Annotated in this window: 8 protein-coding genes and 1 riboswitch; of the genes, 3 read left to right on the top strand and 5 right to left on the bottom strand. The window is 73.2% G+C overall.

Annotation, left to right across the window (positions count from 1 at the left end):
- Positions 1 to 564, top strand: coding sequence for a GNAT family N-acetyltransferase (locus JYK04_RS32605; protein WP_189745862.1), 564 nt, complete (start codon positions 1 to 3; stop codon positions 562 to 564).
- 94 nt (positions 565 to 658) lie between these two features.
- On the opposite strand, the gene JYK04_RS32600 is transcribed toward JYK04_RS32605, so the two are convergent.
- Genes JYK04_RS32600 through cobG form a run of 3 tightly spaced genes read right to left on the bottom strand, consistent with a single transcriptional unit; the run spans position 659 to position 4,091 of the window.
- On the bottom strand, positions 659 to 2,155 hold the full coding sequence (locus JYK04_RS32600) for a precorrin-2 C(20)-methyltransferase (protein WP_189745860.1): 1,497 nt from the start codon (positions 2,153 to 2,155) through the stop codon (positions 659 to 661).
- A complete protein-coding gene (locus JYK04_RS32595) occupies positions 2,152 to 2,799 on the bottom strand; it encodes a precorrin-8X methylmutase (RefSeq protein WP_030011057.1) in 648 nt (215 codons plus the stop codon). Before JYK04_RS32595 ends, JYK04_RS32600 begins: the two co-directional genes overlap by 4 nt.
- On the bottom strand, positions 2,796 to 4,091 hold the full coding sequence (gene cobG / locus JYK04_RS32590) for a precorrin-3B synthase (protein WP_308431132.1): 1,296 nt from the start codon (positions 4,089 to 4,091) through the stop codon (positions 2,796 to 2,798). Before cobG ends, JYK04_RS32595 begins: the two co-directional genes overlap by 4 nt.
- Before the next feature lie 237 nt (positions 4,092 to 4,328).
- Positions 4,329 to 4,433: riboswitch (cobalamin riboswitch) on the top strand.
- A gap of 55 nt (positions 4,434 to 4,488) precedes the next feature.
- Here cobG and cobN point away from each other — a divergent pair.
- A complete protein-coding gene (gene cobN, locus JYK04_RS32585) occupies positions 4,489 to 8,106 on the top strand; it encodes a cobaltochelatase subunit CobN (protein WP_189745858.1) in 3,618 nt (1,205 codons plus the stop codon).
- Positions 8,107 to 8,212: 106 nt separating this feature from the next.
- On the opposite strand, the gene JYK04_RS32580 is transcribed toward cobN, so the two are convergent.
- Together JYK04_RS32580 and JYK04_RS32575 are read right to left on the bottom strand one after the other, a co-directional pair.
- Positions 8,213 to 8,434 (bottom strand): hypothetical protein, encoded by a 222-nt coding sequence (locus JYK04_RS32580; protein ID WP_189745856.1) that lies wholly within the window; start codon positions 8,432 to 8,434, stop codon positions 8,213 to 8,215.
- 90 nt (positions 8,435 to 8,524) lie between these two features.
- A complete protein-coding gene (locus JYK04_RS32575; RefSeq protein WP_189745854.1) occupies positions 8,525 to 10,039 on the bottom strand; it encodes an immunity 49 family protein in 1,515 nt (504 codons plus the stop codon).
- A gap of 292 nt (positions 10,040 to 10,331) precedes the next feature.
- Between JYK04_RS32575 and JYK04_RS32570 the strand changes: the two genes are divergently transcribed.
- Entirely contained in the window at positions 10,332 to 12,548 is a 2,217-nt protein-coding gene (locus JYK04_RS32570; RefSeq protein WP_189745852.1) for a terpene synthase family protein, read from the top strand.
- Positions 12,549 to 12,558: the final 10 nt, after the last annotated feature.

Raw genomic sequence — 12,558 nt, 5'->3', positions numbered from 1 at the left:
ATGACCGTACTGCACACCGAACGCCTCGTCCTGCGCCCCTGGCGGGACTCCGACCTCGATCCCTGGGCGGCGATGAACGCCGATCCCGAGGTACGGGAGCACCTGGGCGACCCGCTCACCCGTGAGCAGAGCGAGGCCTCCATGGTGCGGTTCCGGGCCGCGTTCGACCGGCGGGGCTACGGCTGGTGGGCCGTGGAGGTCCGGGCCACGGGCGAGTTCATCGGCTTCGCGGGCATGGACGACGTGGACGACGGCATGCCGTTCACCGGGGTGGAGATCGGCTGGCGGCTCGCCCGTGCCTCCTGGGGACTGGGCTACGCCACCGAGGCCGCGCGGGCGGTCGTGGCCCACGGCTTCGACGCGCTCGGGCTCCCCGAGATCCTCGCCGTGACCACGGCCGGCAACCTCCGCTCCCAGGCGGTGATGCGGAAGATCGGGATGACCCGGAACCCGGCCGACGACTTCGACGACCCCGACGCCCCCGAAGGACCGCTGCGTCCGAACGTGCTGTTCCGGCTGGAGCGTGGCACGGCGGCGGGCGCCGGCGCGCCCGCGGCAGGCTGAAGCGCCACCGAACGTTCGGCCCCGGTGAACGGAAAGGCTCGGTGCGGTCGTCGCACCGGGCCTTCGCCACGTTCCGCTCCGCCTCACCCGGTGATCACGGGTAGCGGCGCGGCGTCCAGGTGATCCTCGACCCGTCGGCCCGCTCGGTGACCTGGGTCTGCGAGGAGCCGATCAGCAGGATCGTGCGCATGTCGACCTCGGACGGCTCCAGTTCGGCGAGCGTGACGATCCGTACCGACTGCTCGGGGCCGCCCACGTCGCGCGCGACGACCACCGGGGTACCGGGCTCGCGCAGTTCCAGCAGCAGCTCGCGGGCCTGGGCCACCTGCCAGGTCCGGCTGCGCGAGCCGGGGTTGTAGAGGGCGAGCACCAGGTCGGCCGCGGCGGCCGCGCGCAGCCGCTCCGCGATGACCTCCCAGGGCTTGAGCCGGTCCGAGAGCGAGATGGTGGCGTAGTCGTGGCCGAGCGGGGCACCGGCCGCGGCGGCCGCCGCGTTGGCCGCGGTCACCCCCGGCAGGACCCGTACGGGCACGTCCTTGTACTCCGCCTGCCCGGCCACCTCCAGGACCGCCGTGGCCATGGCGAAGACACCGGGGTCACCGCCGGAGACCACGGCCACCCGCTTGCCGCGCCGGGCGAGGTCGAGGGCGAACTCGGCGCGCTCCGACTCCACCTTGTTGTCGGAGCCGTGCCGGATCTGGCCCGGCTTGACGGGCACCCGGTCCAGGTAGGTGGTGTAGCCGACCAGCACCTCGGCGTCGGCCAGCGCGCGCCGCGTCTGCGGGGTGAGCCACAGCGGGCCGGCCGGGCCGGTGCCCACGACGACGACCTCGCCGGGGCCGGACGGCACGCTGCCCGGGTTGCCGATGCGGCTGGGAACCACGGCGACGGCGAAGTACGGCACGCTGTCGGCGTCGGTGTCGGCGAGGAGGCCGGTGCGCTCGCCCTCCATGGTGGCGCGCTCGACGTAGCGGGCCTCGGCGAGCCGGCCGCTGTTCTCCATCGCGCCGCGCACGGCCGGGAAGGTCCGGCCGAGCTTCATCACGACCGCCGAGTCGGTGGCGGCGAGGCGGGCGGTGAGCTCCTCCTCGGGCAGGGTGCCGGGGAGGATGGTCAGCACCTCCTCGCCCTCCACGAGCGGGGTGCCGAGCCGGGCGGCGGCGGCGCTCACGGAGGTGACACCGGGGATGACCTCGGTCTCGTACCGGTCCGCGAGCCGCTTGTGCATGTGCATGTACGAGCTGTAGAAGAGCGGGTCGCCCTCCGCGAGGACGGCGACGGTCCGGCCGGCGTCCAGGTGGGCGGCCAGGCGGGCCGCGGCGGCCTCGTAGAACTCCTCCATCGCGCCCTGGTAGCCGCCGGGGTGGTCGGTGGTCTCGGTGGTGACCGGGTAGACCAGCGGTTCCTCGACGTGGTCTGCGCGCAGGTGCTTCGCCGCGATCGAGCGGGCGATGGACCGGCCGTGGCGGGCGCTGTGGTAGGCCACGACATCGGCTTCGGCGATCACCTCGACGGCGCGCAGGGTCATCAGCGACGGGTCGCCGGGGCCGAGCCCGACCCCGTACAGCCGGCCCTTGGCGGTGTCGCTCATTCGGCCACGCTCGCAATGGCGTTGACGGCGGCGGCGGCCATCGCGCTGCCACCGCGCCGACCGCGCACGATGAGGTGGTCGAGCCCCGACGGATGGGCGGCGAGGGCGTCCTTGGACTCGGCGGCGCCGATGAAGCCGACGGGGACCCCGATGACGGCGGCGGGGCGCGGGGCGCCCTCCTCGATCATCTCCAGCAGCCGGAACAGCGCGGTCGGCGCGTTGCCGACGGCGATGACCGAGCCCTCCAGCAGGCCGCGGTCGCGCCAGACCTCCAGGGCGGCGGCGCTGCGCGTGGTGCCCATCTTCGCGGCGAGCTCCGGTACGGCCGGGTCGGAGAGCGTGCAGATCACGTCGTTGTCGGCGGGCAGCCGCTTGCGGGTGACACCGCTGGCGACCATCTGCACGTCGCACAGGATCGGCGCGCCCGCCTCCAGGGCCGCGCGGGCGCGCAGCACGACCTCGGGGGTGTACCCGAGGTCCTGCGGGAGGTCGGTCATTCCGCAGGCGTGGATCATGCGCACCGCGACCTGGGCGACCGTGTCGGGCAGCCCGGAGAGGTCCGCCTCGGCGCGGATCGTGGCAAAGGACTGGCGGTAGATGGCCGCGCCGTCCTTCTCGTACTCAAACACGGTGTACTCGCTCATTTCTTCACTACGTCGGGGTCGGTGCGGGCGTCCGCGAGTGCCGCGGCAAGTTCGGAGGGCCGTACGTCCTCGCGTACGGGGCGGCCGGGCGCGGCGAGCCGGTATCCGGAGCCGGTGGCGACCAGGTCCACCCAGGCGGTGCCGCGCGGATGCCCGCAGCGGCGCTCGCAGCCGGACCAGTGCACGGGCAGCGGACCGCGCGCCACCTCGGCGACGGCCCGCGCGTCGGCGCGTACGTCCGCGCGGGATTTCGCGCAACCGGGCCGCCCGGTGCAGGCGGTGACGGACTCCCAGGGGCTGTCGGGGGTGACGACCAGTCCGGCCCGCTCGATGCGGGCGGCGCCGTCGCCGCCGGCCCCGGGCAGGACGACGCTGCGCCACGGGGTGACGCGCAGTTGGCCGCTCCCCTCGTCCGCGACCTGTGCCAGGAGGCGCCACTGCGCGGAGCCGAGCCGGCCGAGCGGGGGCAGCACGCACAGGGTGGCGCGGTCGTGCCCGCCCGCGCCCGACGGCCGGGGCGGCGCCGCGTACGGCCACTCCACGGCTCCGACGGGCGTCGCGGCGATCCCCGCGATGCCGAGACGCCGACCGAACTCGGTGATGTCCAGGGCGTGTTCGGCGGGCAGTTCGGAGATCCGCCAGGCCTGGGTGCCCGCTTCGGCGGCGGCGTCGAGGAAGTACCGGGCGGCCGTCAGCGCCGCCCAGGGGGCGTCCCGCCCGGCGAGCTCCACGGCGTCGGCGGCCCGGCCGAGCCGGACCAGCGCCCGGCCGCCGGGGCGGCCGAGGACGGTGACGTCGGGGCCGAGGGCGGCCACATCGCCGCGCCCGTCGTCGAAGGCGAACAGGAACCGCCCGGACAGCGCGGCAGCCCAGGGGCTCGCGCACAGCAGCCGGTCGAACTCCAGGGCCCGGGCCAGCACGTCGGGCCGGTCCGACCCGTCCAGGCCGGACAGCGGCGTCGCCACGATGTTCCGTACCCGCTCATGGCTCGGCGCGGGGAGCAGCCCGGCCCCGTCCAGCAGCTCCGCGAGCCCGGCGCCGCACCCGTCGGCCAGTCCGCGCAGCTGCACGTTGCCGCGCGAAGTCAGCTCCAGGTGCCCGTCCCCGAACCGGTCGGCGGCGAGCGCCAGCGCCGAGGCCTGCCGCACGGTGAGCAGCCCGCCAGGCAGCCGGACCCGCGCCAGGAACCCGTCGTCCGCCGCGTGCAGCCGCAGCGCGCCGGGGCAGGCGTCACCGCGCTCCCGTATGACGGGTTCGTCCCGCGACGATGCGGCGGAGGGGGGCTGGGGCATGGCCGCGAGCATACCCACGATTGGGTCCCCCCGACCTGTGTCCGTCACCACCCCCACCAGCGATTCCAGCCCCGCCGGCGTTTGAGGCGCGGGGTCCGGGGCAGAGCCCCGGCAACGGCGCCGCACGGCCGCGCGCACCCGCCACGCCGGCGGGAGCGTCCCGGCCGCCACCCCACTCGCCCCGGCGGAAGCCGCCCGCCCCTAAGATGACCTTCCGGCGGACCACACGGCCCGCCGTCGCCGAGGACGGCGACATGGGAGGAAGCCCGGTGCGATTCCGGCGCGGTCCCGCCACTGTGAACCCCGCGGAGCGATCCGCCGACCGGGGTGAGTCAGGAACTCCCGCTGTCCTCACACTGCCCGGGGCGCGGAAACCCCGAGGAAGGCCTGCCGCCGCATGATCCTGCTGCTGTCGACGTCCGACACCGATCTGCTCAGCGCCCGCGCAGCGAACACGGCGGACGGCCCCGTCCCGTACCGGTTCGCGAATCCCTCCCGTCTCCCCCTCGACGACCTCCCCGGCCTCCTCGACGGGGCCGACCTGGTCGTCGTACGCCTCCTCGGCGGCCTCCGCGCCTGGCAGGACGGCCTCGACCTGCTCCTGGCCCCCGGCCAGACCCGCCCGGTCGTGGTGCTGACCGGCGAACAGGCCCCGGACGCCCAGCTCATGGAGGCCTCCACGGTCCCCATCGGCATCGCCGCCGAGGCGCACGGCTACCTCGCCCACGGCGGCCCGGCCAACCTGGAGCAGCTGGCCCGGTTCCTCTCCGACACGGTCCTCCTCACGGGCCACGGCTTCGAGCCCCCGGCCGCCGCCCCCACCTGGGGCCCGCTGGAGCGCACGCCGGGGACCACCACGGGTCCGCGGATCGCCGTGCTGTACTACCGCGCCCACCAGATGAGCGGGAACACCTCCTTCGTGCACGCCCTGTGCGACGCGATCGAGGGGCACGACGCCCAGGCGCTGCCCCTGTACGTGTCCTCCCTGCGCAGCCCCGAGCCGGAGCTGATCGCCGCGCTGGAGTCGGCCGACGCGGTCGTCACCACCGTCCTCGCGGCCGGCGGCACCAAGCCCGCCACCGCCTCGGCGGGCGGCGACGACGAGTCCTGGGACGCGGGCGCGCTCGCCGGCCTCGGCGTGCCGATCCTGCAGGCCCTGTGCCTGACCGGGTCGCGCTCCGCCTGGGAGGAGAACGACGAGGGCCTGTCCCCGCTGGACGCCGCCACGCAGGTCGCGGTGCCCGAGTTCGACGGCCGTCTGATCACCGTCCCGTTCTCCTTCAAGGAGCTCGACGAGGACGGCCTGCCCGCCTACGTGGCCGACCCCGAGCGGGCCGCCCGGGTCGCGGGGATCGCCGTACGCCACGCCCGCCTGCGGCACATCGACCGCCGCGACAAGAAGGTCGCGCTGGTCCTCTCCGCGTACCCGACCAAGCACTCCCGCATCGGCAACGCGGTCGGCCTGGACACCCCGGCCAGCGCCGTGGAGCTGCTGCGCACCCTCATCGCCGGCGGCTACGACTTCGGGCCGACCGAGGACGTCCCCGGTCTGGTCTCGGGCGACGGCGACGAGCTGATCCGCGCCCTGATCGAGGCCGGCGGCCACGACCAGGACTGGCTGACCGAGGAGCAGCTGGCCCGCAACCCGGTCCGGATCCCGGCCGCCGACTACAAGCGGTGGTTCGCCGAGCTCCCGGCCGAGCTGCGCGACAGCGTCACCGAGCACTGGGGCGAGGCCCCGGGCAACATGTTCGTGGACCGCTCCGCGAACCCGGAGGGCGACATCGTGCTCGCGGCCCTGCGCCGCGGGAACCTCCTCGTCCTCATCCAGCCGCCGCGCGGCTTCGGCGAGAACCCGATCGCGATCTACCACGACCCGGACCTGCCGCCGTCGCACCACTACCTGGCGGCGTACCGCTGGATCCAGGCGCGCGCCGAGGACGGCGGCTTCGGCGCCGACGCGATGATCCACCTGGGCAAGCACGGCAACCTCGAATGGCTCCCGGGCAAGAACGCCGGCCTGTCCGCCGCGTGCGCGCCCGACGCCGCCCTCGGCGACCTGCCCCTCATCTACCCGTTCCTGGTCAACGACCCGGGCGAGGGCACCCAGGCCAAGCGCCGCGTGCACGCCACGCTGGTCGACCACCTGGTGCCGCCGATGGCGCGCGCGGAGTCGTACGGCGACATCGCGCGCCTGGAGCAGCACCTGGACGAGTACGCGCAGATCTCCGCGATGGACCCGGCCAAGCTGCCGGCCATCCGCGCCCAGATCTGGACGCTGATCCAGGCCGCGAAGCTCCACCACGACCTGGGTCTGGAGGAGCGTCCGGACGACGACGGCTTCGACGACTTCCTGCTGCACGTGGACGGCTGGCTGTGCGAGGTCAAGGACGCCCAGATCCGCGACGGGCTGCACGTGCTCGGCGGCGCGCCGACCGGTGAGTCCCGGGTCAACCTGGTCCTCGCGATCCTGCGCGCCCGGCAGATCTGGGGCGGCACGACGGCCCTTCCGGGTCTGCGCGAGGCGCTCGGGCTGGACGAGTCCAAGGCCACCCGTACCTCGGCGGACGCCGTGGAGGAGCAGGCCCGCGCCCTGGTCCAGGCGATGGAGGACGCGAACTGGGACCCCTCGGCCGTCTCGGCGGTCGCGGCCGGCCACTCCGCGGACGTGACCGCCGTCCTGACCTTCGCGGCGAACGAGGTGGTCCCGCGCCTGGCCGGCACCACGGACGAGATCGCCCACGTGGTCGCGGCCCTGGACGGCCGCTTCATCCCGGCGGGCCCCTCGGGCTCGCCGCTGCGCGGCCTGGTGAACGTCCTTCCGACCGGCCGCAACTTCTACTCGGTCGACCCGAAGGCCGTCCCCTCCCGCCTGGCGTGGGAGACGGGCCAGGCCCTGGCCGAGTCCCTCCTCGACCGGTACCGCACGGACAACGGCGAATGGCCGGCCTCGGTCGGTCTGTCCCTGTGGGGGACGAGCGCGATGCGCACCTCCGGCGACGACGTCGCCGAAGCCCTCTCGCTGCTGGGCGTCCGCCCGGTCTGGGACGAGGCCTCGCGGCGCGTCACGGGCCTGGAGCCGATCCCGCTCGATGAGCTCGGCCGCCCGCGCATCGACGTGACGCTGCGCATCTCGGGCTTCTTCCGGGACGCGTTCCCGCACGTCATCGGCCTGCTGGACGATGCGGTACGGCTGGCGGCGTCCCTGGACGAGCCCGCCGAGCAGAACTTCGTCCGGGCCCACGCCCAGGCGGACCTGGCCGAGCACGGCGACGAGCGGCGCGCGACGACCCGTATCTTCGGCTCGCGCCCGGGCACGTACGGAGCCGGCATCCTCCAGCTGATCGACTCCCGCGACTGGCGTACGGACGCCGACCTCGCGGAGGTCTACACGGTGTGGGGCGGCTACGCGTACGGCCGGGGCCTGGAGGGCCGCCCCGCCCGGGACGAGATGGAGACGGCCTACAAGCGCATCACGGTCGCGGCGAAGAACACGGACACCCGCGAGCACGACATCGCGGACTCGGACGACTACTTCCAGTACCACGGCGGCATGGTGGCCACGGTCCGCGCCCTGCGCGGCACCGCCCCCGAGGCCTACATCGGTGACTCCACCCGCCCGGAGACGGTCAAGACCCGCACCCTGGTGGAGGAGACGAGCCGCGTCTTCCGTGCCCGCGTCGTGAACCCGAAGTGGATCGAGGCGATGCGCCGCCACGGTTACAAGGGCGCGTTCGAGCTCGCGGCGACGGTGGACTACCTCTTCGGCTACGACGCCACGACGGGCGTGGTCGCGGACTGGATGTACGACAAGCTCACCGAGACGTACGTCCTGGACCCGACGAACCGCGCCTTCCTGGAGGAGGCCAACCCCTGGGCCCTGCACGGCATCGCGGAGCGCCTGCTGGAGGCCGAGTCGCGCGGCATGTGGGAGAAGCCGGACCCGCAGATCCTCGAATCCCTGCGCCAGGTCTACCTGGACACGGAGGGCAACCTGGAGGGCGAGTCGGAGTAGTCCGCTCCCCCGTGACACAGGCCGTCCCCCTCACCCTGCCGAAGGGTGAGGGGGACGGCTTTCCTCATGCAGGCCCACGCGCCCCGAGCACGCGGACCTTCGACCACTACGCCTTGACGGTCTGGTTCAGCGCGACGAGGGCCTGAGCCCAGCGGACGTACTTCAGCTGCCCGAAATCGGCGACGGTCCTGACCCCGAACGCCTGGTGCAGCAGCTTGCCGTCCTCGTCGCTGACACCCTTGAGCGCGGCGACGGGAGCCGCGAGCACCTCGGCGAGCGGCTTGTCGGCCCACGCCTTGTCGAGCACCTTGTCCAGATCGATCGCCATGAGTGTCCCTCCGGAATATCGGCACTGTATACGCGGGCAAACCTAACCCAATCGGACAATCACCTCGCGCTACGGCACGCCGCCGGTATGTCAGGAAAAGCTCTCGACCCTCTTGCCGTCGACGAGGTATCCGGGCAAGTGCGGCAGCTCCGGGTCGAGCGGGAAGCCCTGGTCGTGGGCGAGGCAGGCCATGGCGAGGGGGCCGAGCGCCACCCGGGCGCGCGGCGCCGCCGACTGCGCCCAGTAGCCGCCGTGTTCCGCGAGGGCTTCGGCGAGCACCTCGCCGAATGCCTCGTGGTCCCGTGTGAAGAGGCGGTGGAACAGCGCGACCGGCTGGTAGTCGACGCGGTTCACGAACTCGTCCGGAGAGTGCGTCAGCGTCTCGGGCAGGGACGCCTGCATGGTGGCGAGCAGCTTCTCCACGACCGCGTCCCTGGAGCCCCCGGTGAGGTAGGTCTGCAGGGTGTCGATCCAGTGCAGGACGTAGGCGTCGACGGTGTCGTCCTGCCGCAGCGTCTCCAGCGGGACCCCGCACAGCCGGGCCACCCGGTCGTGCGCGCGGCAGGCGAGCGCGAGATAGACGGCGTCGAGCCAGGCGCGGGCGTCCGCGGGCGGAGCCGCGGCCCTGGCGGGCAGCCGCAGGGTGTTCTCCTCGCCCAGGTACCACTGCGCCGGCTCGGCGCCGGTGAACAGCGCGGAGCCGAGCCGCACGGCCGTCTCCCACGCATCCCACGTGACGACGTCGCAAGCGCGGGGATCGGCGACGCAGCGCACGTGGGCGAGGGCCAGGGCCGAGGCGAAGGCGTCGCCCAGCCCCGACGGGTCGTGCGCGAGCCCGGCCACCGACTCCACGGTCGCGCGGGTGAGGGCGGCGGGGTCCGGAACCTCCCGGTCCGCGGTGGGTACGGCGATGCGGCCGGCGCGGTCGAGTCGGACCAGCCCCTTGATCAGACCGAGCAGGTGCTGCGGCGGCCGCAGCGACAGCGTGCGCGTGTCCTCGTCGACGACCGTGAGCGAGGTCAGGCCGCCCCGGTGCCACCAGTACACGCGCGGCGACAGCCGCCCGGGCCCGTCCTCGTAGGCGCCCAGGGCGTACGCGGCCAGGTCGTTGAGGGCGTCCACCACCGAGCCGTCGGCTATCGGATGGAAGGCCAGCAGGTGCCGGGTGGGAACGACGACCAGGGCACCGGCGGACGGCAGCGACTCACCGGTGACCTGCCGCGCCAGTTCCCCGAGGTACAGCGCCTTGGAGGCCACGAAGTGCGAGTCGCCGAAGACGGAGTGCAGCGTGGCATGCCCCTCCAGGGAGATCTCCTCGTAGGTGACGGGCACCCGCATCAGGTTGGCACGCGCCGCCTGCCCCAGCTCCTCGGCCCCGGCCCGCTCCACGTCCCCGTCGGTGAGGGAGCGCACGCTGGTCGGCAGGTCGAGGGCGTAGGCGAAGACCAGCTCGTCGGCCACGACCCGGGCGTACCGCATGCCACCGGCGACCTCCGGGGTGATCAACCCGACGGGCAACAGCCGGGCGTGCACCCCGCGCAGCAGCTCCTCGGCACTCTCGCCGCCGTGACCGGCGCTGGATTCAGGTGAGTTGTCTTGATTCACCCCTTGAACACTACGAGACACCCCCGCACCATCCGGCGGGCGGGTCCGTGGGGCGCCGGTCCCGGCGGGGGCGGCGCGCAATCCCTCGAAGGGGGGCATCGCCACCTGCGGGTGGTTCGAACCCGCCCCCCTAGCCCCCGCGAGGTGCCCGCGCCGGTCGATGGGGGGTGCGTCACCTGAAGCGGTGAAATCACCCTTGTCCCACGGGCACCAGGGGTAGGGCACTGCTGATCTCGTGCGAGGGCCGGAGTGAACCGGTCCCCGCAGCCATGACCGAAAGGCCGGCCCCGCCGTGACGCAGCCGTTCCAACTGCCGGATTTCTATGTGCCCTATCCGGCGCGACTGAACCCCCACCTGGAGGACGCGCGGACCCACACCAAGAAGTGGGCGCGCGCCTTCGGGATGCTCGAGGGCTCCGGCGTCTGGGAGGAGAGCGACCTCGACTCGCACGACTACGCGCTGCTCTGCTCCTACACCCACCCCGACTGCGACCGCGACGCGCTGGCCCTGGTCACCGACTGGTACGTGTGGGTGTTCTTCTTCGACGACCACTTCCTGGAGATGTTCAAGCGATCGCAGGACCGGGCCGGCGCCAAGGCGTATCTCGACCGGCTCGCCGCCTTCATGCCCATGGACCTGTCCGACGGCTTCCCCGAGCCCACCAACCCGGTGGAGGCGGGGCTCGCGGACCTCTGGGCGCGGACGGTCCCCGCGATGTCCGCCGACTGGCGGGAACGGTTCTCCTTGTCCACCAGGAACCTCCTCGACGAGTCCATGTGGGAGCTCGCCAACATCGGCATCGGGCGCGTGGCGAACCCGCTCGAGTACATCGAGATGCGCCGCAAGGTGGGCGGGGCCCCCTGGTCGGCCGGCCTGATCGAGTACGTCTGCGCCGAGGTCCCCGCCCGCGTCGCGCACGCGCGCCCGCTCACCGTGCTGCGCGACGCATTCGCCGACGCCGTGCACATCAGGAACGACATCTTCTCCTACCAGCGCGAGGTCACCGACGAGGGCGAACTCTCCAACGCCGTACTGGTGTTGGAGACCTTCCTGGACTGCACCACCCAGGAGGCCGCCGAGGCCTCCAACGACCTGCTCACCTCCCGCCTCCTGCAGTTCGAGCAGACCGCGATCGGCGAGCTCCCGCAGCTCTTCGCCGACCACGCGCTGGACCCGGCGGAGATCGCGGCCGTCCTCGCCTACGCCAAGGGCCTGCAGGACTGGCAGTCCGGCGGCCACGAGTGGCACATGGTCTCCAGCCGCTACATGAACAAGGAGGCCAGGCCCACCGCCCCGGCGACCCTGCCCTTCGCACCGTCCGGGCTCGGCACCACCGCGCTCGACCTGCGCTCGGTCTTCACGCGGCGCTCGATGGAGCTGCGCCACCGCTCCTTCACCCACGTCCCCTTCGAGCGCACCGGCCCCTCCGTCATCCCGGAGATCTACATGCCGCACCGGCTCGCCCTCAGCCCACACCTGGCGCACGCGCGCGAGGAGTCCGTGGCCTGGGCCCGGCGGATGGGCCTGCTGGATCCGCGGCCCGGCGACCCCGGCTCGGCGATCTGGACCGAGGAGCGGCTGCGGGGCTTCGACTTCGCGCTCTGCTCGGCCGGTATCGACCCCGACGCGACGCCGGAGCAGCTGGCCCTCAACGCCTGCTGGCTGACCTGGGGCACGTACGGGGACGACTACTACCCGGTGGTGTTCGCCCAGGGCAGGAACCTTCCGGCGGCCAAGGCGACCACCGCCCGCCTGATCGCCATGATGCCGGTCGACCACGCCGAACAGCCGGAGCCGGTGACCGCGATGGAGCGCGCGCTCGGCGACCTGTGGGTGCGCACCGGCGCCGCCATGTCCGCCGGGCAGCGCACCGAGTTCCGGGCGACCCTGGTGAGCATGCTGGAGAGCTGGCTGTGGGAGGTGGACAACCAGATCCGGAACCGCATCCCGGACCCGGTGGACTACGCGGAGATGCGCCGCCACACCTTCGGCAGCCACCTCACGATGTACCTGTGCCGCCTCGGGCACCGGGGCCGGGGCATCCCCGAGGAGATCTACGCCTCCGGGACCATCCGCTCGCTGGAGAACGCGGTCGCGGACGCGGCCTGCCTGATCAACGACATCTACTCCTACCAGAAGGAGGTGGAGGTCGAGGGCGAGGTCCACAACTACATCCTGGTCACCCGGAACTTCTTCGACATCGACTACCCGCGGGCGCTGCACATCTGCCATGAGCTGATGACCCGGCGGACCGAGGAGTTCGAGCACATCGTGGCGAACCAGCTGCCGCTGCTCTACGACGACTGGAAGCTCGGGCGGCAGGCCCGGCAGGCCCTGGACGCGTACGTGGGCGAGCTGCAGGACTGGCACGCCGGCATCCTCAACTGGCATCAGCAGATCCGCCGTTACCGTCCGGAGGACCTGCACGCGCGGCCCGACCTGCTGTCCACCGCCGTCCTGGGCGCCGGCTTCGGCATGTCGGCCGCCCGGATCTCGCTGCCCGCCTGATCCCCGTACG

The sequence above is a fragment of the Streptomyces nojiriensis genome (assembly GCF_017639205.1).
GTDB lineage: Bacteria > Actinomycetota > Actinomycetes > Streptomycetales > Streptomycetaceae > Streptomyces > Streptomyces nojiriensis.
This window is presented reverse-complemented; position numbering and strand designations above follow the sequence as displayed.

Excerpts from the sequence above, each read along its gene's own strand:
- JYK04_RS32605 (WP_189745862.1), top strand. The coding sequence starts at position 1 with ATGACCGTACTGCACACCGAACGCCTCGTCCTGCGCCCCTGGCGGGAC.
- JYK04_RS32600 (WP_189745860.1), bottom strand. The coding sequence starts at position 2,155 with ATGAGCGACACCGCCAAGGGCCGGCTGTACGGGGTCGGGCTCGGCCCC.
- JYK04_RS32595 (WP_030011057.1), bottom strand. The coding sequence starts at position 2,799 with ATGAGCGAGTACACCGTGTTTGAGTACGAGAAGGACGGCGCGGCCATC.
- cobG (WP_308431132.1), bottom strand. The coding sequence starts at position 4,091 with ATGCCCCAGCCCCCCTCCGCCGCATCGTCGCGGGACGAACCCGTCATA.
- cobN (WP_189745858.1), top strand. The coding sequence starts at position 4,489 with ATGATCCTGCTGCTGTCGACGTCCGACACCGATCTGCTCAGCGCCCGC.
- JYK04_RS32580 (WP_189745856.1), bottom strand. The coding sequence starts at position 8,434 with ATGGCGATCGATCTGGACAAGGTGCTCGACAAGGCGTGGGCCGACAAG.